This window comes from Gordonia oleivorans, assembly GCF_040044975.1.
Lineage (GTDB): Bacteria > Actinomycetota > Actinomycetes > Mycobacteriales > Mycobacteriaceae > Gordonia > Gordonia oleivorans.
Genome location: NZ_JBDZDI010000012.1, coordinates 71,958 through 95,456, shown reverse-complemented (window position 1 = coordinate 95,456; position 23,499 = coordinate 71,958). Strand labels below are relative to the sequence as shown.

General features: G+C 66.8%; 20 protein-coding genes and 1 pseudogene. 12 read left to right on the top strand and 9 right to left on the bottom strand.

Going from position 1 to position 23,499, the window contains the following annotated elements; all coding sequences use genetic code 11:
- Positions 1-48: 48 nt before the first annotated feature.
- Positions 49-981, top strand: coding sequence for a hypothetical protein (locus tag ABLE92_RS16995; protein ID WP_348805920.1), 933 nt, complete (start codon positions 49-51; stop codon positions 979-981).
- An 87-nt stretch (positions 982-1,068) separates the two neighbouring features.
- Here the strand turns inward: ABLE92_RS16995 and ABLE92_RS16990 are convergent, their stop codons facing one another.
- Positions 1,069-1,425 (bottom strand): hypothetical protein, encoded by a 357-nt coding sequence (locus ABLE92_RS16990; protein WP_348805919.1) that lies wholly within the window; start codon positions 1,423-1,425, stop codon positions 1,069-1,071.
- 147 nt (positions 1,426-1,572) lie between these two features.
- On the opposite strand from ABLE92_RS16990, the gene ABLE92_RS16985 reads away from it, so the two are divergent.
- Positions 1,573-1,995 carry a nitroreductase family deazaflavin-dependent oxidoreductase gene (locus tag ABLE92_RS16985; RefSeq protein WP_348805918.1) on the top strand — a complete coding sequence of 141 codons (423 nt, stop codon included), beginning with the start codon at positions 1,573-1,575 and terminating at the stop codon, positions 1,993-1,995.
- Between the two features lie 93 nt (positions 1,996-2,088).
- Positions 2,089-2,454 carry a VOC family protein gene (locus ABLE92_RS16980; RefSeq protein WP_348805917.1) on the top strand — a complete coding sequence of 122 codons (366 nt, stop codon included), beginning with the start codon at positions 2,089-2,091 and terminating at the stop codon, positions 2,452-2,454.
- Here ABLE92_RS16980 and ABLE92_RS16975 read toward each other — a convergent pair.
- Positions 2,451-3,755 (bottom strand): MFS transporter, encoded by a 1,305-nt coding sequence (locus ABLE92_RS16975; protein WP_348805916.1) that lies wholly within the window; start codon positions 3,753-3,755, stop codon positions 2,451-2,453. The two genes, ABLE92_RS16980 and ABLE92_RS16975, sit on opposite strands and share 4 nt — an antisense overlap.
- Positions 3,756-4,075: 320 nt before the next feature.
- Here ABLE92_RS16975 and ABLE92_RS16970 point away from each other — a divergent pair, with 320 nt between their 5' ends.
- Positions 4,076-4,663, top strand: a complete 588-nt coding sequence (locus ABLE92_RS16970) for a hypothetical protein (RefSeq protein ID WP_348805915.1) — start codon at positions 4,076-4,078, stop codon at positions 4,661-4,663.
- On the opposite strand, the pseudogene ABLE92_RS16965 reads toward ABLE92_RS16970, so the two are convergent.
- A pseudogene (locus ABLE92_RS16965) lies at positions 4,617-5,710 on the bottom strand (threonine aldolase family protein). The gene ABLE92_RS16970 and the pseudogene ABLE92_RS16965 sit on opposite strands and share 47 nt — an antisense overlap.
- A gap of 109 nt (positions 5,711-5,819) precedes the next feature.
- Here ABLE92_RS16965 and ABLE92_RS16960 point away from each other — a divergent pair.
- Complete coding sequence (locus tag ABLE92_RS16960; protein WP_348805914.1) at positions 5,820-6,842, top strand: LLM class flavin-dependent oxidoreductase; 1,023 nt, start codon at positions 5,820-5,822, stop codon at positions 6,840-6,842.
- 344 nt (positions 6,843-7,186) lie between these two features.
- On the opposite strand, the gene ABLE92_RS16955 is transcribed toward ABLE92_RS16960, so the two are convergent.
- The gene (locus ABLE92_RS16955) at positions 7,187-9,040 is read right to left on the bottom strand and encodes an acyl-CoA thioester hydrolase/BAAT C-terminal domain-containing protein (RefSeq protein WP_348805913.1); all 1,854 of its coding nucleotides are present in this window, start codon (positions 9,038-9,040) and stop codon (positions 7,187-7,189) included.
- A gap of 110 nt (positions 9,041-9,150) precedes the next feature.
- Between ABLE92_RS16955 and ABLE92_RS16950 the strand changes: the two genes are divergently transcribed.
- The 6 genes from ABLE92_RS16950 (at position 9,151) to ABLE92_RS16925 (ending at position 18,338) form a co-directional block, all read left to right on the top strand.
- Complete coding sequence (locus tag ABLE92_RS16950; protein WP_348805912.1) at positions 9,151-10,152, top strand: hypothetical protein; 1,002 nt, start codon at positions 9,151-9,153, stop codon at positions 10,150-10,152.
- A 99-nt stretch (positions 10,153-10,251) separates the two neighbouring features.
- Positions 10,252-12,693, top strand: a complete 2,442-nt coding sequence (locus ABLE92_RS16945) for a Tex family protein (protein ID WP_348805954.1) — start codon at positions 10,252-10,254, stop codon at positions 12,691-12,693.
- Positions 12,694-12,697: 4 nt separating this feature from the next.
- Positions 12,698-13,120, top strand: coding sequence for an NUDIX hydrolase (locus ABLE92_RS16940; RefSeq protein ID WP_348805911.1), 423 nt, complete (start codon positions 12,698-12,700; stop codon positions 13,118-13,120).
- A 368-nt stretch (positions 13,121-13,488) separates the two neighbouring features.
- Complete coding sequence (locus ABLE92_RS16935; protein ID WP_348805910.1) at positions 13,489-15,771, top strand: HNH endonuclease signature motif containing protein; 2,283 nt, start codon at positions 13,489-13,491, stop codon at positions 15,769-15,771.
- Positions 15,772-16,039: 268 nt separating this feature from the next.
- Entirely contained in the window at positions 16,040-16,852 is an 813-nt protein-coding gene (locus ABLE92_RS16930; protein ID WP_348805909.1) for a shikimate 5-dehydrogenase, read from the top strand.
- A gap of 151 nt (positions 16,853-17,003) precedes the next feature.
- On the top strand, positions 17,004-18,338 hold the full coding sequence (locus tag ABLE92_RS16925) for a glycoside hydrolase family 183 protein (protein ID WP_425476240.1): 1,335 nt from the start codon (positions 17,004-17,006) through the stop codon (positions 18,336-18,338).
- A gap of 5 nt (positions 18,339-18,343) precedes the next feature.
- Here the strand turns inward: ABLE92_RS16925 and poxB are convergent, their stop codons facing one another.
- The 3 genes from poxB to ABLE92_RS16910 form a co-directional block, all read right to left on the bottom strand.
- Positions 18,344-20,077 (bottom strand): ubiquinone-dependent pyruvate dehydrogenase, encoded by a 1,734-nt coding sequence (gene poxB / locus ABLE92_RS16920; RefSeq protein ID WP_348805907.1) that lies wholly within the window; start codon positions 20,075-20,077, stop codon positions 18,344-18,346.
- Positions 20,078-20,087: 10 nt separating this feature from the next.
- The gene (locus ABLE92_RS16915) at positions 20,088-21,212 is read right to left on the bottom strand and encodes a baeRF11 domain-containing protein (protein WP_348805906.1); all 1,125 of its coding nucleotides are present in this window, start codon (positions 21,210-21,212) and stop codon (positions 20,088-20,090) included.
- Positions 21,213-21,293: 81 nt separating this feature from the next.
- Positions 21,294-21,683 (bottom strand): hypothetical protein, encoded by a 390-nt coding sequence (locus ABLE92_RS16910; RefSeq protein WP_348805905.1) that lies wholly within the window; start codon positions 21,681-21,683, stop codon positions 21,294-21,296.
- 33 nt (positions 21,684-21,716) lie between these two features.
- Between ABLE92_RS16910 and mug the strand changes: the two genes are divergently transcribed.
- On the top strand, positions 21,717-22,295 hold the full coding sequence (gene mug, locus ABLE92_RS16905; protein WP_348805904.1) for a G/U mismatch-specific DNA glycosylase: 579 nt from the start codon (positions 21,717-21,719) through the stop codon (positions 22,293-22,295).
- 25 nt (positions 22,296-22,320) lie between these two features.
- Here mug and ABLE92_RS16900 read toward each other — a convergent pair whose 3' ends face one another.
- Positions 22,321-22,620, bottom strand: coding sequence for a DUF503 domain-containing protein (locus ABLE92_RS16900; protein ID WP_348805953.1), 300 nt, complete (start codon positions 22,618-22,620; stop codon positions 22,321-22,323).
- A 7-nt stretch (positions 22,621-22,627) separates the two neighbouring features.
- Positions 22,628-23,455, bottom strand: a complete 828-nt coding sequence (gene ppk2 / locus ABLE92_RS16895) for a polyphosphate kinase 2 (protein WP_348805903.1) — start codon at positions 23,453-23,455, stop codon at positions 22,628-22,630.
- Between the last annotated feature and the right edge of the window lie 44 nt (positions 23,456-23,499).

Sequence of the window (23,499 nt, the reverse complement as noted above, 5' to 3'; positions counted from 1 at the left end):
TCCTGTTGTGCAGTAGCTCTCGTCTCCCGATCACCAGGGAGGTACCCCATGAGCGAATCCGCCGGCCCGACCTCGCACCGCCGTCCTCAATCTCATCTTCCGGTCGCCACGCTTCTGGGTGCCGCGATGACGGCCACGGTGCTGGCCGCGGCTCCGGTGCTCGCCGACGCACCGACGTCCGCGGCCACGACCCGGACGACTCCGCTCGCGGTCCCGATCGGCGGCGACGCGACACCGGTCCATCCGGTCGTTCGGAACGCGCTCGAGGCCGCAGACGCCGTGTCGGGGATGGTGCCGTGGACCGCGGCAGGTGGCGTGGTAGGCGTATCGCAGGTCGTGCCGGGGTCACCCTCTACATCGGCCGAGACGCGTCTCTTCGGAATGGCGGTGCCCGCATCCACGTCGACACCGGCGGCGGATACGGACACGGTCGAGGTGGGCCACCTCCGGCTGCATCGTCCACGAGCGGTTTCGCCGGCGCTGGCGGCCGAGGTCACCGCCACGTCAGGGGAAGTGGTACAGGGGATTTCCGACGTCCTGCAGAGCAACGGAGTCGGGCCGGAACGTGCGGACACGGTCGCCGAACACATGGTCGGCGACGCCGCGGTCGGCGCGGTGGTCGGTGGTGTGGTGGCCGCGCCGGTCGCCGCGACCGTCGGTGCGGTAGTCGGCGGAACGGTCGGCCTCGTCTTCGGGATACCGTTCCTGCCAACGGGTCTCGTGGTGGGTCCGCTCGTCGGTACCGCCCTCGTGGCATCGCTGGTGGAGATCCCGGCGGTGACGACCGGCGCAATCGTCGGTGCGGCAACGGGATACCAACGTGGCTGGGAGGTACCCCTCGACACACCCACCTCGACGCCGCGTCACGACGTGTCCGGGCAGGTCGTGGTCACCACACCGGCACCGAGCGCGGCCGCATCGGCGCAGCCGGTGTCGCATCCGTCGGTTCCGCTGCCCCTGTCGCTTCCCGCCCTGAGGTGAGGTGACGCGGAGATGACAACGCACGAGGCGGTCGGCGCCTCGTGCGTTGTCGGGTGTGATCAGTCGGGTGTGATCAGTCGGGTGTGATCAGTCGGTGACGGGATTGAAGGTCGACGTCGCAATGGGAACGCCGAGCACGGAATTGATCGCTTTGTATCCATCGGCGGTCTTGATGAAGGTCACCCGGCTGACCGGCTCGATGTCGGCATACGCGCCGTTGGGTGTGCTGATGAGGGTGAGCGGGGTGTTGGCGGGCCCGATGAGCTTGTCGCCTTCCACCCGGTATTCGTTGCAGCGTTCTTCCACCGAGGAGCCGTACTGGGTCTGCACGCAGTAGTTGTAGGTTCCCTCGGCGACCGCGGCGGAAGAATGCCCGGCTCCGGCGGCCAGGGCGACAACGGCTCCGGCGCCGGCGGCAATGGTGATGATCATCTTCTTCGACATATCGCGAAGATTGCCTTAGCCTAACCTAAGAAGTCAAGCCCGATGTGTGCGTCTACCGACGTGAGGAATGTCGCATTCGCCGGGCCGTCGGTCGAGCCGCGACACGGCGGCCGGAATAGGGGCGGCTGACCGGTGTTGTGTCCCGGTATGACTGAACAACCAGAACTCAGCCCCACCGAGTGGGTCCGCACCCAGACCGCGACGATTCTCGAGCAGGGGACCACCGACGGTGTGCAGGTGCTGGACCGGCCCATCGTGCTGTTCACCACCACCGGGGCCAAGTCGGGTAAGAAGCGGTACGTCCCGCTGATGCGGGTGGAGGAGAACGGCCGCTACGCGATGGTCGCGTCCAAGGGCGGCGCGCCGAGCCATCCCTCCTGGTACCACAACCTCAAGGCGCACCCGGAGGTCACCGTCCAGGACGGCGACACCGTGCGGGAGATGACGGCGCGCGAGATCGACGGCGACGAACGTGAGCACTGGTGGACGTTGGCCGTGGCGGCGTATCCGCCGTACGCGGAGTACCAGACCAAGACCGATCGCCTGATACCCGTCTTCGTCGTGGAGTGACCGTCGTGGAGTGATCGTCGTGGAGTGGCGCGTTGTGCGATGACGGCGGGCCCGCTCCGGGCACCCCCGAGCCACCCATCCACAATGGGTCTCATGACTCTGACCCTGGGCATGATCACCGTCGACACCACCGATCCGATCCCGCTCGCGCGGTGGTGGTCGGAACGCATCGGCGGCACCGTCATCGCCGAGAACGACGGTTTCTTCGTCATGGTGTCCGGGGTGGCGCCGGGCGCACCGGTTCTGGGTTTTCAGAAGGTCGACAATCCGACGCCCGGCAAGAACCGCATCCATCTCGATCTCACCACCACCGATGTCGACGCCGAGGTCGATTCCCTTGTCGGCGCGGGCGCCACGAGGATCGCCGAGCACGCGATCGGCGATTTCGCGTGGGTGACACTCGCCGACCCGGACGGCAATCAGTTCTGCGTCTCGCCGGCGCACGACCCGTCGGATTAGTCGCCCGGCACTCGACTCGGACTCCTCGCCGCGCGAGTACGTCGGTACTCCCGACACACCATCGTCGTGCCCACGAGCCACAGCGGGATCTGCCACAGCATTGCCACCCGGAACGATGCCGGATCGTAGACGCCCGGCGAATCCGACGTGAGGTTCAGCGTCAGACCGATCAACAGGATCGCGATCACACTGGCCAGGAACCCGCCGGCGTTGACGATGCCGGTGGCCGTGCTCAGCCGGTCGGCCGGATTGTATTCACGGGCGAAGTCGAAGGCGACGATCGACGCCGGACCGCCCGCGCCGATCGCCATCGCGAGCAGATAAAGCACCCAGTGCGGTGCCGTGCCCGGGTAGAGCAGAACCGCGCCCCACGCCAGCACCTGACCGGCGACGAGCCCGACCACGAGGTGAACACGCCGAGCGGGGAATCGGGCGGAGATCAGGCCGAGGACGGGGCCGGCGACCACACCCACCAACACCGAAGTGACCAGGACCGTCCGTGCGGTCGACTCGGGAACGCCCTCGCCCGCCACCAGGAAGGGAAAGCCCCACAGCACCCCGAAGGTGTTGGCGGAGAACGGGGTGACGAAATGTGTCCAGAACGCCAGCCGGGTGCCGGGCTCGGTGATCGACGCGCGTAGCCGGGCGCCGACCGCCGAACCTGATACGCCGGTGGTGGTGGGCCGTCGACCGTCGCTGACGAACACCGCCGACAGGACCGCCACCAACACCGCCGTCGCGGCCAGGAGCAAGAAGCCTGACTGCCAGCCCTTGGCGTGTACGAGATGGGCGAAGGGGATGATGCTGACGACCTGACCCAACTGCCCGATGACCGCGGTGATCTGCACCATCAGTGGCGCGCTCCGTCGCGGGAAGCGAATCCCGATGATGCGCAGCACGCAGGGGAAGACCGCGGCGTCGCCCGCGCCGAGGAGCACGCGTGCCGCAATGGCGATCCACACGCTCGGTGCCGCCGCCAGCACCACCTGCGACACCGCCATCAGCCCGACACCGACGGTCAGCACCGCCCGCGACCCGTACCGATCCAACGCCATGCCCACCGGGATCTGCGCGACGCCGTACACGCCGAGCTGGATCACCGCGAACAGCGACAGTGTCGCCGGGTCGATCGAGAAGTGGTGGGCGGTATCGATTCCCAGAGCCGACATCGAGGTGCGATTGGTGATGGCGACCAGATAGGCCAGTGCACCCACCGCCCACGTCGCGCCCACCGCGAGGCCCGGTTGGTGGTGCCGCACCGAGGGGTTCCGCATCGCTGACTGGGCGGACACAGCAGACATGACACCTTTCGGGCACGACGAGCAGGGATGGGCGGGCGGACTCGCCCCGCGATGCTACGCGGACGCGGGTGCGATCACGATCGCGTCCCGGCCGGGTGCTCGGAGACGCGAGTGGTTGTCCCGCAACACTTGTGGGCGTGAAGCCGGCCCCTGATGGTCCTCGTAGTGGCCAGGATCACTCTGTGGCATGCCGCACCGGGATCCCGCACTGACGACGCCTGCCGAGGAGAAACGGCCCGGCTTGTGGATATCGGCGGATGTGTCCACAGATCGCACCGAGGGCGCCGATCTGTGGACCGGCGGCAGCAACCATGTGCGACATGACAAGTCGCTACTACGCCTATCCGGTGCGCGCGGACGCCGTCGAGGCCGCGCGCCGTGACCCGATCTCGGTCATCCCCGCCGATCCTCTCGCCGATGCCTGGGGTCTGGTACCGGTGGCGGTCGGTTCGGGGGCGTTCGCCTCGGGTATCGGTGCCCACGCCCGTCCCGTCGTCTGGACGATGGTTCCCGAGATCCGCAACGTCGACATGTTGTGCCTCGACGACCGGTGGCTCGTGCTCAGCGCCATGCTGTGGCGCGGACCGGGACGCGGCGCCCCGCCACGCCCGGCCTCGGCACTGGTTGCGCCCGGTGCCGGAACCCGTGACGCGGTGTGCCGGCGACGGACGACCGTCCTGGACGCAGGGCAGGTGGCCGGGGTCGCCGCCGACATCGCGCTGATCGAACCGGTGACCGACCGCGATCCGATCCTGCGGTATGCGCCGGGGTGGACTCCCGCCGACATCAACCACACGATCGGCCGGACGCGCCGGTTCGTGGCCGGAGTCGCCTCGCGCAGAATGGGACTGGCGTACTCGATCAGCCCCGCCGAACCGGCGACCCGGATGCGAACTGCTGCCGGATGATCTCGGCGAACTGATCGACATCCGCGGGAGTGGTGTCCCACGATGTCATCCAGCGCACCTCACCCCGCTCGCGCGCCCAGTCATGGAAATGGATCTTCTCGCGGATGGCGTCGGCGATGTCGGTGGGGAGCGTGGCGAAGATCGCGTTGGCCGGGCTGTCCTGGGCGAAACCGAAACCGGGCAGCGCGCCGTCTGCCATGGCGGCCTCGAGATGGGTACGCAGCCGCCGGGTCATGGCATTGGCGTGGCGGGCGTTGCGCAGTCCGAGATCGTCGGTGAACATGGCCTCGAGTTGCGCCGACAGGAACCGCATCTTGCTCGGCAACTGCGCGGCGGCCTTTCGGACGTACTCGATACCCGCGACGCGATCGGGGTCGATGACGACCACCGCCTCGGAGCCGAGCGCACCGTTCTTGGTTGCGCCCAGGCTGAGTACATCCACCCCGACATCGGTCGTGAACGCACGGAAGGACTCTCCGAGCGCGGCCGCGGCGTTCCATAATCGGGACCCGTCGAGGTGCACCGGCAGACCGACGTGGTGTGCGGTCTCGCAGATCGCGGCGATCTCGTCCACGGCGTACACCGTGCCGAGCTCGGTGACCTGGGTGATGCTCACCGCGGACGGCTGGGCGCGCTGCGGATCTCCCCGGGCGGCGGCCTTCTCGATGATCTGATCGGGAGTGAGTTTTCCGTCGGCGGTCGGGGCCGTCAGCAGTTTGATACCGGAGATCTGTTCGGGCGCAGCACCTTCGGACGTCGCGATGTGAGCGGTGTCGGTGGTGATGACCGCTCCCCACCGGGGGGTGAGCGCGGTGAGGGCGACCACGTTGGCGCCAGGTTCCGTTGAAGACCAGGCAGCACCTCGGCTCGGGGACCGAAGACGTCGCGAATCGTCGCGCGCAACGCGGCGGTGTGGGTGTCACCACCGTAGGCGGGTTGGTGTCCGGGGTTGGCCCGCGTGATGGCGGCGAGCACATCGGGGTGGACGCCGGCGTGATTGTCGCCGGCGAAAGTGTGCCGACCGGCGTCGTTCGATGTCGGGGTCATGCGAAACAGACTCTCACACCACACAATCGGCGACGGCGCAACCGAGTCGTATCGATGGTGTGAGACTGTTGGGGACGACGCCGCGCCGGTACGAGAGGAACCCGTAGTCATGCCCACCCCGGATCGGCCGTTGCGCAAGCTCGGCTTCCTCACCATCGGATCGTTCGATCCCGACCGCCCCCGAGAGGGTCATCTCGAGACACTGTCGGTGATCGAACGCGCAGAGGACCTCGGATTCGACAGCGTGTGGTTACGTCACCGGCACCTGCAGTACGGGATCTCCTCGCCGGTGGCGATGATGGCGGCAGCGGCCGTGCGGACCCGTCGCATCGAGTTGGGTACCGCCGTCACCCCACTCGGCTGGGAGAATCCGCTGCGGTTGGCCGAGGATCTCGCCACCGTCGACCTCCTGTCCGGTGGACGCATCAATCCGGGTGTGTCGGTGGGGACGCCGATGCGATACGACGACGTCAAGGCGGCCCTGTACCCCGACACCTTCGACATCGAGGACTTCTCCAAGAACCGTGTGCAGCGGCTGCTGACGTGCCTGCGCGGGGAGCCGGTCAGCGACTTCGAAGGGCTCGTCGGAATCGAATCGTTCTCCCGCCGCGTCCAGCCCCACTCGCCGGGGCTCGCCGATCGGGTCTGGTACGGCGGTGGTCGGGATTCGGCGATCTGGACCGGGCAGCAGGGACTGAACTACCTGACGTCGTCGGTGGTGTCGATCGAGGGCACCGAGTCGCGCGATTTCGCGACGATTCAGGCCGAGCACATCGACGCCTACCTCGCCCATCATCCGAATCCGGCCGCGGCCCGCGTCTCGCAGGGGCTCGTGGTGATCCCCACGGACTCCGCCTCACCCGATCAGATCGATCGGTACCGGGCCTACGCCGCATCACGATTCGAACGCACACTCACCCCACAGGGACCCCGCGGCATGATGTTCGCCCCCGACTTCGTCGGGCCCAGCGAGGAGATCGCCCAGATCCTGCACGCGCACGCCGGTTTTCGGCGCGCCGACGAGGTGGCGTTCGCCCTACCCTTCAGCTTCGCCGCCGAGGACTACGCGCAGATCATCACCGACATGGCGCAGCGATTGGGGCCGGCACTGGGCTGGACGCCGAAGAGTTGATCTCAGGGTTTCGCGGTGCGATGCGAATTCGTCAGCGCGGCAACGGCTTCGTCGTCGACGGTGGGTAGCTCGCGATGAGCTCCATGTAGTACGCGTTCGGCGCGAAGGGGTACATGTAATGCCAATCGCCGAACGGTCCGCGCTGTAGGTAGGTCACCGACCGGTTGCCCGAGATGGTGAAGCAGTAGATCCCGGCGGTGCCGTAGGGGCTGAGATAGATCGGTCCTCTCGAGTGGTGGTGACGCGTGCTCGTGGTCGTTCCCCCTCTTCATCGCGCTGACGATTGTCGTGTTACACGTCGTGTGACACCGACGGTCCGCGGTCACGCGGTCACCGAACGCGCGTCACCCGGCAATGAATGTGACGATGTCGTCGGTGAGGGCGAGGCATGCCGAGGCGTGCTCTGCCGCACGCCCGCCCAAGTCGATCCCGCCGGCCAACTGCACGGTCGTCGGGAATAGTCCCGGGCGAAGGAAGTGGCCGGCGCCCTCATACCGGATGTGCTTGTCCGAGGGATTGTTTCGTCGGCCGAGGAGGGCATCGGCCATGTGTTCGGACGGCCAGAGCGCATCGTCGGAGCCGCTGATGCACAGCATGGGGCCGACGATCCGCTCGGATGCCGGCTGGGCCTCGGGGTCGATGCCTCTGCGCAGCCCCTCGTCGTAGGCGGGGTGCAGTCGAAGTACGGTCGGTCGCTGGGCGCCGACGTCGCGCGACAATCGCCACGCATTGCCCACCAGTTGTGGCATCAGTGCGCCGGTGGGCACCGCGGCAAATGGGCATGGCCGGGCGTCGAGGGTCCACGACGACGTGCCGGGTATCTCCCCGTCGGGGCCGATGGCCTGCCAGACGACACTGCTGGGACTCAGCAGGATCACTTGGGACACATCGAGATCCGGGCGGCGGGAGAGGGTCGCGGTCAGCCCTTCCGCTCCCCGGGACAGGCCCACCGCCGCCACCGATGAACCACTGCGAGCGCTCAGCCACGAGATCGCCGAGGCGAATCGCTCGAGCGGGATCTCGCTGACCGGGGCGGCCTCGGGGTCGTCGTCGAGCCAGCCGTACGCGAGTGCGGTGTGACCGCGGGAAGCCAGGGCGCCGATCATCGCACGCTGGGAGTCCACCCCGCCCTCCGAGCCGCCGAAACACACCACTGCCGGCCCGGTCGCGGACGCCGGTGAGGCGAGTAGCCCAGGCCGCCCGTCCACCACGACATCGGTGATCTCGACGCCGGCCGCGACCGGGTGCCGTCGGCACGTCACCGCGGTGCGGTGATCTCCGGCCCGGGCTTCCACCCGGAGGAGCCACGGTTCGATCGGCGGGATGAAGAGGTCGGCGTGATCGGCGGGTCCGTCGAACTCCATCGCCCAGATCGGGACGTTCGTGATCTCGGCCGAACCACTCACATGTGTGTTCCAGCGCCACAGCCCGCCGTACAGGTCGGTGGTCGTCGTGGTGAGATCGACGGTCTCGCCGGTGGATTCGAGGGTAATGGTCAATGGTTCGTCGTGGCGGGAGTCCTCGGGGACATCCACCCCGAGGCGCGGGTCGATCGATGCCGCCTGCGCCGGTGGCTGGGGCACCGGGCTTCCCGGCGCCAGCGACGCGTCCCGGCGCGCCATCTGTGCCGACTTCTTGTCGAACCACGCCGGGAACACCCCGGACGCGGTACCGGCGATCCCCATCAGCGTGAACGGAAGGACCCAGTAACAGATGATCGACAGTGTCGATCCGCCGTCGCGAATGGTGGCGTCGCCCTGCACGATCGGCGGGATGAGCGAGACAACGGTCATCAGGCCGAACACCGCGGTCCACATCCAGGTCATGGCGGTGGTGATGACGCGGAAGCCGTCGGTGGCCGCCGTCGCCGAATCGACCGATGCGGTTGCGTACTCGCGGACGAATGGTCGCCCGACGAGCAGACCGGCCAGGGCGACGAGGAAGATTCCGGCATTCCCGAGTGGCTGCAGCCAGCGTTCCAGGAAGGCGTCGCTGACCGAGAACGACAGTGCCGAGAGTACGACGAACACCGCGACCGCACCCACCTCGAGGGAATGCCACGGGCGACGGAGCACCCGGTTGATCACCACGGCAAGTGCCGAGAGTCCCAGGGCGATCAGCACAGCTCCCCGAAACGGCATGTTGCCCACCAGAATCCAGTACACAATCCACGGGGAGAAGCCGATCAGAAATCCCACTCCGAACACCTCCGTGATCAAGTGCCGACCCTGCGTGGAAATGGTATGCCGCACGTGTGGTGGCGTGTGGGCAATCGCGACAGACCGACGGATGTGACACCCTGATTCCCATGAGCGATGACGTGGCGCAACGACTCCTCGACGCCCAGATCGCCTTCACCCGACGCCAATTGCTGACGCCCGCCGAGTACGGGAGCCTCGTGGTGGAGGTCGTCGACGCATTCCTCGACGACGCGGCGACACTGACCCTCGACAATGTGGTCACCCGCGAGCTCATCAAACTCGTCGCGCACAAGTACACGGTGCAGATGCCGGTGGAGGGGTCCATCCCGGAGCTGGTCGGCGAGATCGGCGGACGCATCTACCGGCACCGGGCCAACGACGAGTACCGACTCGCCGACATCGCGGACCCCGCCGAATTCGACGCACTGATCACCGCGATCACCGACACCGGGCTCGTCCGGCGTGTGGCCACCCAGATCATCGAGAGTCCGGCCGCGATGGACGCCTGCGTGGAGCTCGTGACGCAGACCGTCGATGCCGCGATCGAGGAACGACGGGCGGGCGGCGAGACCGACGGGGTGCGTGCGGCGGTGATCCGTGCCGTCACCCGAGTGACCGCACCGGCGGTTCCGGTGCTCGAATCGGGCGTGGAGCGAGTGGCCCGGATCGGTGTGCGTCGTCTGGCGATGATGGCCGAACGCGATGGGGACGACGTGCTCGGTGCCGCGGCGCGGGATGTCTGGCGGCAGCGCTCGGATGAGGTGATCGGCCGTTTCCGTGATGTGCTCGAACCCGGCGATGTCGAGGATTTGGTGGTGGTGGCGTTCGAGTTCTGGAAGTCGTTCCGTGACACCGACTATTTCCGGTCCCTGCTCGACGAGGGCATCGATCACGTCTTCGACAAGTACGGCGAGGTAGCGCTCACCGACCTGCTGGCCGACCTGGGGATCGGTCGGGCAGATCTGATCGAGGAGGGACTGCGGTTCGGGCCGGTGGTTCTGGCCCGCCTGGACGAGCAGGACATGCTCGAACCGCTGCTGCGACGTCAGTTCGCGCCTTTCTACTCCTCTCCGGAGTTCCGGGCGGCGCTGGGTGGCGACGGTCTGTGAGACCTCGAGTCCCCGGTGCGGATCTCGAGTCTCTGGCGGGGACCCCGAGAACCCGACACACCTCGCCGGGCGCCGAGCCTGTCGGTGGTCTTCGGTAGGGTGCTGCGGGTGAGTTCGAGCGCACCAGCAGTACCCGGAGTGAAAACAGTCAACGCGCGTCTGGCCGAGGAGTTGGCGGTCGGCGAGAACCAGGTGGCCGCGGCCGTGCGGTTGCTCGATGACGGGTCGACCGTCCCGTTCATCGCGCGCTATCGCAAGGAGGTGACCGGAAGCCTCGATGACGCGCAGTTGCGCACCCTCGACGAGCGGCTGCGGTATCTCCGCGAACTCGACGAGCGCCGGGCGGCCGTTCTGTCGTCGATCGAGGAACAGGGCAAACTCACCGACGCGCTCCGCGCCGCCTTGGTGGCCGCCGACACCAAGTCCCGCGTCGAGGACATCTATCTTCCGTACAAACCCAAGCGGCGCACCAAGGCTCAGATCGCCCGCGAGGCGGGTCTGGAACCGCTGGCCGACCGGCTGCTCGCCGATCCCGCGCTCGTCCCGGACGAGGCTGCGACCGCCTTCCTCTCCGACGACGTCGCCGATGCTGCCGCCGCACTCGAGGGTGCTCGTCACATCCTGATCGAGCGCGCGTCCGAGGACGCAGAGTTGGTGGGCGCGGTGCGCGAGAAGTTCTGGGCCGACGGGGCGCTGCGGACCACCCCGCGATCCGATCAGGCCGCCACGTCGCCTGCGGGACAGAAGTTCCGAGACTACTTCGACTTCTCCGAGCCGCTGGACACGATGCCGTCGCACCGCGTGCTGGCGGTGCTGCGCGGTGAGAAGGAGGAGGTGCTCTCACTCGATTTCGACGGCGGCGAGGACGACGCCTATCAGGCGATGGTTGCCGCGACACTGGGTGTCGACACCTCCCACCCCGGACCGGGGACGCCGTGGCTGACGCAGACCGTGCGCTGGGCCTGGCGGACCAAACTGATGGTGTCCACCGCCGTCGACGCGCGGGTGCGTCTGCGGCAACGGGCCGAGGAGGCCGCGGTCGCGGTCTTCGCCACCAACCTCAAAGACCTGCTGCTGGCCGCGCCGGCCGGCGAGCGCGCCACCCTGGGCCTGGACCCGGGTTTCCGCACCGGAGTCAAGGTCGCCGTGGTCGATTCGACGGGGAAGGTCCTCGACACCTGCGCGATCTACCCGCATCAGCCGCAGAAGCAGTGGGATCAGGCCAAGGCGACGCTCGGGGCGCTCGTCGCGCGTCACGGTGTCGATCTGATCGCCATCGGCAACGGCACCGCGTCCCGCGAAACCGACGCTCTGGCAACCGAACTCATCGCCGACATCAAGCGCTCAGGCGCAGCTGCGCCCACCAGGGCGATGGTCAGTGAGGCCGGCGCATCGGTCTATTCGGCTTCGGAGTACGCCTCCCGCGAACTGCCGGCGCTCGACGTGTCACTCCGCGGTGCCGTCTCGATCGCCCGGCGACTGCAGGATCCCCTGGCCGAATTGGTCAAGATCGAGCCGAAGTCGATCGGCGTCGGCCAGTACCAGCACGACATCACCCCGGGCACCCTGGCCCGCAGCCTCGACGCAGTGGTCGAGGATGCGGTGAATGCCGTCGGTGTCGACCTCAACACCGCGTCGGTTCCGCTGCTGTCGCGGGTCTCGGGGGTGACCACCACTCTCGCCGAGGCCATCGTCGCCCACCGGGACAGCGTCGGCGCGTTCCGCAACCGCAAAGCCCTTCTGAACGTTCCGCGGTTGGGTCCCAAGGCATTCGAACAGTGCGCCGGGTTCCTGCGAATCCGCGGGGGAGACGACCCGCTGGACACCTCGGGTGTGCATCCCGAGGCATACCCGGTGGTGCGCCGCATCCTCGACCGCTCCGGGGTCACGCTGACCGAACTCATCGGGAACGAGCGGACGCTGCGTGGCCTGCGTCCGGTCGACTTCGCCGACGATCGCTTCGGCGTGCCGACGGTGACCGACATCCTCGCCGAACTCGAGAAGCCCGGTCGCGATCCGCGTCCCGCCTTCACCACCGCGACGTTCGCCGACGGCGTCGAGAAGGTCGCCGATCTCAAGCCCGGGATGGTGCTCGAGGGTGTCGTCACCAATGTCGCCGCCTTCGGTGCCTTCGTGGATGTGGGTGTGCATCAGGATGGGCTCGTGCACGTGTCCGCGATGGCCGACCGATTTGTCTCGGATCCGCATGAGGTGGTGAAGTCGGGCCAGGTGGTGCGCGTCAAGGTCGTCGACGTCGATGTCGAGCGGCAACGAATCGGGCTGAGTCTGCGACTCAACGACGATGCGCGTCCGTCTGGGGGTAAGGGCGAGGCGCGTCGCGGTGGTGCGCCGCAGTCCCGCGACAAGCAGTCCGGCAATCAGGCTGCCGGTGAGCGACAGCAGAATCGGCGCGATCAGCGAAACGGCAACGGGCGCGGCAAGTCCGGACGTGGGGGACAGGGCGGCAACGATCGTCGGCGCGAGTCCGCACCGAACGGTTCGATGGCACAGGCGTTGCGCGACGCCGGTTTCGGCCGTTGATCTGATGCCCGCCGAGCCGGTTGACGACGACCAGGTGATCGTCGTCAGTGCCGTGGTGCTCCGTGACGCCGCAGGCGCGTTGCTGACGGTGCGCAAGGCGGGCAGCACATTGTTCATGCTGCCCGGCGGCAAACCGGAACCAGGCGAAACGCCTCGGCAGACCGCCGTCCGCGAGTGCGGTGAGGAGATCGGGGTCTGGCTCGACGCCGAGGAACTCACCGCACTCGGCGAGTTCACCGCTGCCGCTGCCAACGAGGCAGGCTACGCGGTGCGCGCGAGTCTCTTCTCCCATCCGGCGATCCCGGACGCTGAGCCGGGTGCCGAGATCGCCGAAGTGCGTTGGCTGACCGTCGATCCCGTCGACCGCGAGACACCGCTCGCGCCGCTGCTGCGTGACCACGTCCTCCCGCTCCTCCGGTCGCGCTGACCCGCCGACGGGCGGGCAAGCCGGCCGACGATAGCCCGCGTTGGCGGTCGCCGGCCGGTCGGGCTTGCCGGCGCGATAGCGAGACCCACATCCAGCTGGTCGTGCCCCAATCCCGCTGGTCGAGCGCCCCCACTCCGGTCGGTCGTGTCCCAATCCGGTCGGTCGTGCCCCTAATTCGTTGGTCGAGCCGGGCGGAGCGCTAGCGGAGCCCGTGTCGAGACCACGCAAGCCGACGCGAAAACCCAACCACCCCAACCACACTGACCTATGCACATCCTGTGGATAGAAAACACTTGCGAGTCTTGTAAAAAGTGGCTATAATAGAACACATACGCCACAACGGCCTTCTCGGGGGAGGTGACATCAGCATGGCAGACACCACCGACACTCCCATGTCGCAACCACTGCAGCTGATGCACCAGATCAACGCGTTGCTCGACGAGTTGGCCCAGACTCCGATGACCGCCTGCTCGGACACCGAAGTCATCGAAGCAGCGAAACTGTCCGAACAGATCGCCATGCGCACCCACTTCCAAGGTGACCGGGCGATCCTGGAAATCTCTGATCGCAGTGTGCACCGCAAGGTCGGCAAAGTCAGCCTGTCGAACTTTCTGAACTTCGATCTGCGGATCGCGCAACCCACCATGCGCATCGCGCACATGAAAGCCACCGCCCGCTTCCACGGACTGACCGGACAACCCGAAGAACCGAAATACCCGACCCTGTCGACCGCGTATGAGCAGGGCTTGATCGGTCACACCCACCTGTCGGCGGCGTTGGAAGCCCTGGACAAGATCCCGGGCGCCGTCCCGCATGACAAGAAGGCCGCAGCCGAAGCCACTTTGGGTGAGAAAGCCACCGAACACATCCCCGCCGACATCACCAAGATGGGTGCCCGGATCTTGGCGCACCTCGACCCTGACGGGCAGTTGGTGGAGGAGAAGGAACGCCAACAGCGCCGTAATCTGTGGATCAACCAGTCCCGGGTCGATGGGATGGCGAAACTCAACGGGCACCTGCCGCCGGTGACCCGGGCTCTGTGGGACACCATGTTGGATGCGTGGGCCAAACCTGGAATGAATAATCTTCACGATCCGGAATCTCCGACCGGTGCTATTGGTGACGCCGACCCCGACCAACTCGCGGCCGCGGTCAAACGCGACGACCGCAGCCAAGCCCAACGCAATCTTGATGCGATGCACGTGTTGTTGGTGTCGGCGATGAAAGAAGGCGTCCTCGGCAAAACCCACCGAGGCCTGCCGGTCGCGTTGATCGCGAAAGCGTTCGTGACGGATCTACTGGCCGGCGCCGGATACGCCACCACCGCTTCAGGTTCGACCATTCCCATTCCGGATTTGCTCAGTGCGTTGGGAGACATCGAAGATCCCACCGATGTGCAGCAGTTCCTGGCGGTGTTCTCCGACGCCATCGACCTGCCCCTGTATCTCGGACGGTCCCGCCGCCTGGCGTCGACCGAGCAGCGGATCGCGTCGTTCTCCCGCACCGGTGGCGAAGTGTGCTCCTTCCCCGGCTGCGGGCAACCCGCCTCGCATTCGGAGATGCATCACGCCAAAGAGGACTGGGCCGATGGCGGGAAAACCGACATCTCCGATTTGGCGCCGGCGTGCGGGCCGCACAACCGGATGGTCGGCCCCAACCCCGGGCAGTACACCACCGGCATCTACGAAGACGGCCCGCTCGCCGGTCGGTGTTGGTGGCAACTCAACGCCGCACCTGGCATGCCGGAAAACCCGAAGATCGTCAACGACCGCCCCGATATCACCGCCCTCTACGAGCAGAAGCTCGACCAGATCCGCGATCAGATCCACCGTGACCACAGCAGCAGCGGCACCGATACCGACAGTGACACCGATACCGACAGTGGTGCCGGCGCAAGCGAACCCGCACACAGCGAGGTGAGTGACGCCGATGTGCTCGATGCCGACACCGCCGTTGCCGAAGCGGTGGATGTCGAAGTCGCTGACGTGGAGGGTGAGTCCGAGTCGGTCGACAACCACATCGACGAACCGGCCGCTCCCAACTCTGACAGCGATCACCAGGACGCGGCACCGACCGTCGAGGCCGAAACCCCTTCCGATCGTGGGGTTTCGAGGGACGATCAGGCTCCGGACGCCGACTCCTCGACCAACGACGACAGCATCGATATCGCAGACAGCGTCGACCAGGACGCCGATCACGAGTCCGGCGTCGCTGAGCAGCCTGACCCAGGTGTCGACGAACATGAGTCGGGCGCAGCTCAATCCGATCCCGTCGAGCCTCGACCGCCCGACCAGTGGGATGGGCCCGACGCCACGGGCGATGCGCAGCCCGACGAACCTGGTGTCACCGACACCGGGGACATCGACCTGGTCGTCTTCGACGGGGACGGTGTTCCGATCACCGGCGATCCTGCCGACCCTGCCACCGCTGCCGGGCTCGAACGTGCCTCACACACCCGCATCAGCCTCCGCGACAAGACCACCGAAGAACAAGCACGCGAACGTCGCATCCGTGATGGCGGATTCCGTATCAGCCGCGTCAACATCGAACGTGAGCTTGATGAGCTGGCCGCCATCGGCATGAATCCTCGTAACAGCCGGATCGAACGTGTCCTGGCCGCCCGGCTCCACTACCGGCTCGACACCTCCTGAACCAGCGCGCCCTCCGGTACTGGCCGGGCCGCACGGCCACAGAAATGTTGTGGCCGTGGGGAGTTCCAGCCTTGCCTTACGAGGCCTCGACACGACCTCCGTTTCGACGGGGCTCAACGCGGCGGCTGGCGCTCCGGTCGGCTCGACCACCGGAATGGGTCGGCTCGACCACCGGGACGGGACCTCGACCTCGACAAGCTCGGCCCGGCGGACAAGCTCGGCCCGGCGGACACGACTTCCGCCGGCGCTCCTGGGATAGCCTGAGTCGGTGCCAATCCTGAACAAGGACATGACGCTGTGCATCTCCCTGGCCGGGCGGCCGTCCAACATCGGCACCCGGTTCCACAACTACCTGTACGACGAGTTGGGGCTGAACTACATCTACAAGGCGTTCACCACCGACGACATCGCCGGCGCGATCACCGGGGTCCGCGCGTTGGGCATCCGCGGGTGTTCGGTGTCGATGCCGTTCAAAGAGGCCGTGATCCCGCTCGTCGACGACATCGCGGAATCGGCATCGGTCATCGAGTCGGTCAACACGATCGTCAACGACGGCGGGCGCCTGTCGGCGTCGAACACCGATGTGGAGGCGATTGCCGCGCTCATCGTGGACCACGAACTCGATTCCGACGCATCGGTTCTGGTTCAGGGTTCCGGTGGCATGGCCAAAGCAGTGACCGGAGCATTCCGCAACGCCGGATTCGCCGATGTCACCGTCGCCGCCCGCAACGAGGTCGCAGGCAGTGCCCTCGCGGACAAGTACGGCTACCGGTACATCCCGGCACCAGTCGCCGGACCCGACATCGTCGTCAACGTCACGCCACTGGGTATGCGGGGTGCCGACGCGGAGGTGCAAGCCTTCGACGGCGACGTCATCGAAGCCGCGCGGGTTGTCTTCGACGTGGTGGCCTTTCCGTCCGAGACTCCGCTGATCGCCGCCGCACGCGCAGCCGGCAAGGCAGTGATCACCGGTGCCGAGGTGATCGCGCTGCAGGCCGCGGCCCAATTCGAGAAGTACACCGGGGTCGCGTTGACGGCCGAACAGGTGGCCCGGGCGTCGGAGTTCTCGCGGGCCGAGTGAGCAGCACCGTCACAGCTGGTTCCAAGCTGAGACACAATCGTGACCGCGTCGACCGGGGCTGGTGTTCTCCATCTGATCTGATGTCACACCAGTAACATCAATCACTTCCGTCACGGCCTACCGCTGTGTCGGGGCTGGGAGACGACACCGGATGACTCGACGGCGGATCAGGCCCACTCGGGTGATGGCGTGTGCGCTGACCGTGTCCGCCACGATGGTCGGCGCGTCACTGCTGGGCACCGGGACCGCCGCTGCATCCCCGTGTGGCAACGCGTCCTCCGGGTCGAGTGGATCCAGTGGATCGTTGGACCTGGGTTCACTGGGGGGCCTGGGGTCGGGGAGTTCGTCGAATCCCAGCACCGGTCCGCAGGGTGCGTTGCCGATATATGCCACAAATGTCTCACGCACCGTTGCCTGGGTCACCGGCCCCCGCAGTCCGAACCTGACATTCAGCCGCTTCACGATTTCGGGCACCGATCTCGGGGTCAGCTGGGACAACGGCTACGGACAGACCCTGATGGCCTTCGGCGACACGTTCGGCGACTGCTCGGTCAGCGGTCAGCAGTGGCGGCACAATGTGTTGCTGCGCACCGACGACAAGAACCTGACGGACGGGATCACTGTGCCCGACGCGGACCCGACTTCCACGACGTCGGGCAGTGTGGTGACCGCCGACCGGCCGACCTACGCCCAGCAGCTGATCTCGGCAGTCGGCTTCCAGGGCGTCGAGGTGACCACGATCCCCACCGCGGCCATCTCGCTGCCGAGACCCGATGGCCCCGGTTTCCGGCAGTACATGAACTACATGTCGGTGCGGTCGTGGGGCTCGGCCGGGAATTGGGTGACCAACTTCTCGGCGATCGCCTACTCCGATGACAACGGTCAGACGTGGACCACCGACACGGACACCATCCTGATCAACGCGCCGGTCGACTTCGAGTTGCCTGAAGGCTGGCGGCCACTGGATACCAACAACGGCAAGTTCCAGCAGAACGCATACTTCCGCGGCCATGGAGCCGACAGCGAATGGGTGTACCAATTGGGCACGCCGAACGGCCGTTTCGGCGCCGCGTTCCTGGCACGGTTCCATCCCGACGACATTCTCGACCTGGACAAGTATCAGTACTGGACGGGCACTGGCGACGTATGGGTGGACACGATCCGCGAGATCCCCGAAGGCACGTCGCAGATCGTGCCGCCGCCGGTCACCGAGGTCTCGGTGTCGTGGAGTCCCTACCTGAACAAATACATCATGCTCGACGGGGACAACGGCATTCGGATTCGCACCGCCGACAAGCCCGAAGGGCCATGGAGTTCGGCCTTCACCCTGGTGGAGCCGGGCGCGGTGGTGCTGTATGGGCCGATGATGCTGCCCCAATCGCCGGCCTTGAAGGGTACGGGAAAAGAACTGTACTTCAACGCATCCCGGTGGAGCGACTACAACGTCATGCTGGTCCAGAGCGATCTGTCGAAGGTGCCGAAATAGCGCCGTCAGTCGAATAGCCGCCGGAACAGGTTGGTTTCGGCGAGGTCGACGAGTTCGTCGCCCCGGCCGGACAGCACGGTACGGATGGCATACAGAGTGAATCCCTTCGCCTGGGCCGCGGTGACCGTCGGCGGAATCGACAGTTCCTGACGCGCGGTGGCCACGTTCAGTACGGCCGGTCCGTCGTGGGCGAGGAACTCCTCGACGGCGGCCTCGAGATCGCCGGGTTGCTCGACCCGTCGTCCGAAGATTCCCATCGATGTCGCCATCGCAGCGAAATCCGGGTTCTCCAAATCGGTTCCGTAGTTGACGAATCCGGCGGCCTTCATCTCGACCTCGACGAAGTTCAGTGACGAGTTGTCGAAGACGACGACCTTGACCGGCAACCGGTTCTGGGTCAGGGTGATCAACTCGCCCAAGAGCATGGTCAGGCCGCCGTCGCCGGCGAGCGCGATCACCTGCCGCCCCGGGAACGCGGCCTGGGCACCGATGGCCTGCGAGAGGGCGTTGGCCATCGAACCGTGCGTGAACGAACCGATCAGCCGACGCGAACCGTTCATCTGCAGGTAGCGCGCCGCCCAGACCACCGGTGACCCGACGTCGGGGATGAACACCGCATCGTTCGCCGCGTGGCGGCTGAGCAACGTGGTCAGGTACTGCGGGTGGATCGGTGTCTTGCCATCATCGACGGCCAGGTCATCCAGTGCTGCACGGGTTTTGCGGTAGTGATCGCGTGCCGCCTGCAGGTGGTCGGACGATCGGGCGCCGCTCAACAGGGCAGTCAACGCGGGCAGTGTGTCGGCGACGGTGCCGACGAGAGGGACGTCGACGGGGGTCCGTCGGCCGATCTTCTCACCCCGCACATCGAGCTGGATGATGGTGGCCTCGGACGGATAGAACTGCTGATAGGGGAAGTCGGTGCCCAGCATCACCAGGGTGTCGCATCGCTCGATCGCACGGTACCCCGAGGAGAAGCCGAGCAACCCGGTCATCCCGACGTCGAAGGGATTGTCGTACTCGACGAACTCCTTGCCGCGCAACGCATGCACGATCGGCGCCTGCAGGGTCCGGGCAAAATCCAGCAGAGCGGTGTGGGCCCCCGCCACCCCGGCGCCGGCGAGGATCGTCACCCGCTCGGATTGATCGAGAAGTCCTGCGACCCTGCGTAGTTCGTTCTCGGGTGGGGTGACAACGGTGGGAATGGCGCGGATCGGGGAACCGGACCGGCGTCCTGACGACTTGGCCAGAAAGATCTCGCCTGGCACGATCAGCACGGCGACACCGCGGGTCTCGACGGCGGTGCGCAACGCGATGTCGAGCAGTCGAGGCATCTGCTCGGGCGTCGACACCATCTCACAGAACGAACTGCATTCGGCGAACAGTCGCTCCGGGTGGGTTTCCTGGAAGTAGCCGCTGCCGATCTCCGGTGCCGGGATGTGCGCGGCGATCGCGAGCACCGGTACTCGCGACCGGTGCGCGTCGTAGAGTCCGTTGATCAGGTGGAGATTGCCCGGCCCGCAACTGCCGGCGCAGACCGCGAGCTCACCGGTGAGCGCGGCATCGGCGGAGGCCGCGAAAGCGGCCGCCCCCTCGTGGCGGACGTGGACCCAGTCGATCGAGCCGTCACGGCGCAGCGCGTCGGTGAAACCGTTGAGCGAGTCGCCGGGGATTCCGTAGACCCGAGTCACCCCGGAGCCCTTGATGGTCTCGACCAGATTGTCAGCGACGGTGGACGCCATCGAATTCCTCTCAGGAGAGCGGATAACGGAGCGCGGCAACGGCGACGCCGTTCCACAGGGAGTTCGTGATCTCCGCGTCGCGCACGGCGACGACCTCACCTCCGCGATCGAGGACGGTGATCACGATGGAGGACAGCACGTCGTATCCGTTCTCCGCACGCGTGAGGGCGCCGGTGGTGGGATCGACGGAGCCGAGCACGTCGACGGTGAAGTCGTAGACGAGGGTGGCCACGGCGCCGTTCGACGCGGCCCGGCTGATGTCGTCGAGGTCGGTGGCCACCAGACCAGCCGACGTGCCGTCCGAGATCCGTTCGAGCAGTGCATTGTTCGTGGCCGCGTTGAGATCGGGTAGCTGTGCGCGGATCGCCGTGTCGACCTGATCGGCGCGGAGTTCGTCGGGTGCACCGGGAACGGCGATCACATTCCGCGCGCTCTCGGCGTTGCGATACAGATCGAGCAACGGGTCGGTCGCGAAGAGGAACAGCGGCTGGGTGCGTCCGGGATCCCGCTGGGCGAGTTCGGTTTTCACGGCGTCGGCGACCCGCCGCGCATACTGATCGAGTAACACCTTCTTGCCCTCGTCGCCGACCAGGCGACGCACGTGTCCACGGTCGCGAATCGTGGCGCGATGAGTGGCGTCGGCGGCGTCGGTACCGTAGTCGCCGGTCAGTTCCATTTCGGTGGCGACCGTGGTGGCGGTGGCCTCCCACAGGTTCCACCCGTTGGCCGAGAGGGTCAGCGCGTAAGCCGACTGCGGCGACACCACCGCGCGGACCAGTTGACCGAGGTCGAAGCGGGAGCCCACCTGCATCTGGTTCTCGAGATGATTGGGCAGGACGAACAACTCCCAGGTGTCGGGTGTGAGGAAGATCGCCACCGACCGGGAAAGTCGCGACCACGCCTCATCGGTACGCACCTTCTCCCACTGGTCACGCAGGGATTCCTCGGCGGCATGGCGAATTCCGTCGTCGCGCAGTGTCCGGACCGCGCGATCGAACGCACTTTTCGCCGTCAGATAGCTGCCGTCACGACCGTCGGGCGCCGGGGATGTCTCCGCGTAGATGGTGATCGCATGGTCTCGGTCCGTGCCGAGTTCGCGCAGCGTCGCGAGGGTGGGGAGTTCGTATCGGGCCATGTCGTGTCCGTCCTTCGTCGGTCGTCCGTGTGTGGCGTGCTTCCCACTGTAGACATCCGCCGTGGGCCGATGTGTCCGATTTCAGCGGGGCACCGCCGAGGGACCGAGGACCGAGGCTCCCAATTCGCCTACTCGCCTGCGTAATTCGCGATCCGCGGTGACAACGGTGACGGCCGCGTCGGGATTGCCACGCACCACGTCGACGATGGCGTCGTCACCGGATCCCGACGCATCGATCACCTCCACGCCCTCGGTCGGGTGGACGCCTCGTGCGCGGCCCTCGGCCACCAGCACGACGTGGAGTGGGCCCGCCAGTCCTGCGAGTCCGGTCACGGCCACCGGTTCCAGCGCGTCGCGCAGACGCTCGGTGGCACCGCGCCGATCCCGCCACCAGCCGTCGGGCACCGACCCCACCACATTGGCGGCGTCCACGACGAGCACCCGGCGAGCGGCATTTGGGTCGGCGACCATGCTGTCATCCAAGCACCCGGCTACCGTCGGTGTGTGGGCTACACCAGATCCGAATTGCTCGCCTACCGCGGTGTCGAGATCGACGACCTGATCGGCCCGGGCTGCCGGTTGCTGTTCGTCGGGATCAACCCCGGGCTCTGGAGTGCGGCGACCGGTGCGCATTTCGCGCGGCCCGGTAACCGCTTCTTCCCGGCACTGGCCCGGGCGGGGATCGTCGACCACGTCATCGACGCGTCCGACGGTATGAGCCCCGACGACGCGGCGCAGCTGCTCGGCCGCGGTATCGGTATCACGAACGTCGTGGCGCGGGCGACCGCCACCGCCGCGGAGTTGACGCGCGCCGAACTCCGCAGCGGCGGTGCGGCGCTGCGGGATCGGGTGCGTCGCATCCGGCCCCGGGTGGTGGCCGTCGCCGGCATCACCGCATACCGCGACGCCTTCGGTGACCGACATGCGCGGCTCGGCAGACAACCGTCGGACTGGGACGGAGCTGCGGTCTGGGTGGTTCCCAATCCGAGCGGACTCAACGCCCACGAAACCGTCGACTCGCTCGCGCGGGCGTATCGGGAGGTCGCCGTCGAGGCCGGAATCCTCGAGCGCTCGCCCGACTGAACCGCACGTAGCGGCATTCGGCGGGTCACTCGACGTCGTCGGAGCGGATCACCCGGATGCGCGCCGACAGCAACTGGACGTCGGGTCGCGCGGCCGCATAACGCTCCACCGCCGCGAGGACTTCCACCGCGTGTGCGTGGTCGCCGGACACCACCGACACGCCGATCACGGTGCGGCGATGGACATCTCGATGATCCACCTCGGCGACCGACACCGAGAAGCGCTGCCGGATCTCGGCGATGATGGGTCGGATCACCGACCGTTTGTGCTTGAGAGAGCCGACGTCGCCGAGGAGATAGTCGAACTCCGCGAACCCGATCCACATTCTCGGCTCAGACATCGCCCATCAGAGTCGAGACATGGTTGGGCACGTACTTCGACAGCGATCGCGGTGGCCGGTGATAATTGCCGGTCTCGATCGGTTTCTTGGGTAGCGACACCTTGGGCAGCGGAACCTCGTGATAGTCGATGGTCGAGAGCAGATGCGACATCATGTTCAGCCGTGCGTGTTTCTTGACGTCGGACTCGACCACGTACCAGGGGCTCATCGAGGTGTCGGTGTGGACCATCATCTCGTCCTTGGCCCGCGAGTAGTCCTCCCACCGGTAGACCGATTCGAGATCCATCGGACTCAGCTTCCACTGCCGTACCGGGTCGTTCATCCGGCCGCGGAATCGACGCAACTGCTCCTCGTCGGATACCGAGAACCAGTACTTGCGCAACAGGATTCCGTCGTCGATCAGCATCTGCTCGAAGATCGGGGTCTGGCGCAGGAACCGGGTGTGCTCCTCCGGGGTGCAGAACCCCATCACCTTCTCGACGCCGGCGCGGTTGTACCAGGACCGATCGAACAGGACGATCTCACCGGGGGCCGGGAGGTGGGCCACGTATCGCTGGTAGTACCACTGTCCCCGTTCCCGATCGGTGGGCGCGGGCAGCGCCGCCACCCGCGCCACGCGGGGACTCAGATACTCGGTGATGCGCTTGATGGTGCCACCCTTACCCGCCGCGTCGCGGCCCTCGAAGATGACCACCACGCGCGAGCCGGACTCGCGGACCCACTCCTGGAGCTTCACCAACTCGGTCTGCAGGCGGAACAACTCGGCCTCATAGACCTTGTTGGAGATCTTCGTCTTGTCCGACTTCTCCTTCTTTGCCATGGGGGACAGGATAAGCCGCGCGCGGGTTCTGTGGGTGCGGGACG

Excerpts from the sequence above, each read along its gene's own strand:
- ABLE92_RS16995 (WP_348805920.1), top strand. The coding sequence starts at position 49 with ATGAGCGAATCCGCCGGCCCGACCTCGCACCGCCGTCCTCAATCTCAT.
- ABLE92_RS16990 (WP_348805919.1), bottom strand. The coding sequence starts at position 1,425 with ATGTCGAAGAAGATGATCATCACCATTGCCGCCGGCGCCGGAGCCGTT.
- ABLE92_RS16985 (WP_348805918.1), top strand. The coding sequence starts at position 1,573 with ATGACTGAACAACCAGAACTCAGCCCCACCGAGTGGGTCCGCACCCAG.
- ABLE92_RS16980 (WP_348805917.1), top strand. The coding sequence starts at position 2,089 with ATGACTCTGACCCTGGGCATGATCACCGTCGACACCACCGATCCGATC.
- ABLE92_RS16975 (WP_348805916.1), bottom strand. The coding sequence starts at position 3,755 with ATGTCTGCTGTGTCCGCCCAGTCAGCGATGCGGAACCCCTCGGTGCGG.
- ABLE92_RS16970 (WP_348805915.1), top strand. The coding sequence starts at position 4,076 with ATGACAAGTCGCTACTACGCCTATCCGGTGCGCGCGGACGCCGTCGAG.
- ABLE92_RS16960 (WP_348805914.1), top strand. The coding sequence starts at position 5,820 with ATGCCCACCCCGGATCGGCCGTTGCGCAAGCTCGGCTTCCTCACCATC.
- ABLE92_RS16950 (WP_348805912.1), top strand. The coding sequence starts at position 9,151 with ATGAGCGATGACGTGGCGCAACGACTCCTCGACGCCCAGATCGCCTTC.
- ABLE92_RS16940 (WP_348805911.1), top strand. The coding sequence starts at position 12,698 with ATGCCCGCCGAGCCGGTTGACGACGACCAGGTGATCGTCGTCAGTGCC.
- ABLE92_RS16935 (WP_348805910.1), top strand. The coding sequence starts at position 13,489 with ATGGCAGACACCACCGACACTCCCATGTCGCAACCACTGCAGCTGATG.
- ABLE92_RS16925 (WP_425476240.1), top strand. The coding sequence starts at position 17,004 with ATGACTCGACGGCGGATCAGGCCCACTCGGGTGATGGCGTGTGCGCTG.
- poxB (WP_348805907.1), bottom strand. The coding sequence starts at position 20,077 with ATGGCGTCCACCGTCGCTGACAATCTGGTCGAGACCATCAAGGGCTCC.
- ABLE92_RS16915 (WP_348805906.1), bottom strand. The coding sequence starts at position 21,212 with ATGGCCCGATACGAACTCCCCACCCTCGCGACGCTGCGCGAACTCGGC.
- ABLE92_RS16910 (WP_348805905.1), bottom strand. The coding sequence starts at position 21,683 with ATGGTCGCCGACCCAAATGCCGCTCGCCGGGTGCTCGTCGTGGACGCC.
- ABLE92_RS16900 (WP_348805953.1), bottom strand. The coding sequence starts at position 22,620 with ATGTGGATCGGGTTCGCGGAGTTCGACTATCTCCTCGGCGACGTCGGC.
- ppk2 (WP_348805903.1), bottom strand. The coding sequence starts at position 23,455 with ATGGCAAAGAAGGAGAAGTCGGACAAGACGAAGATCTCCAACAAGGTC.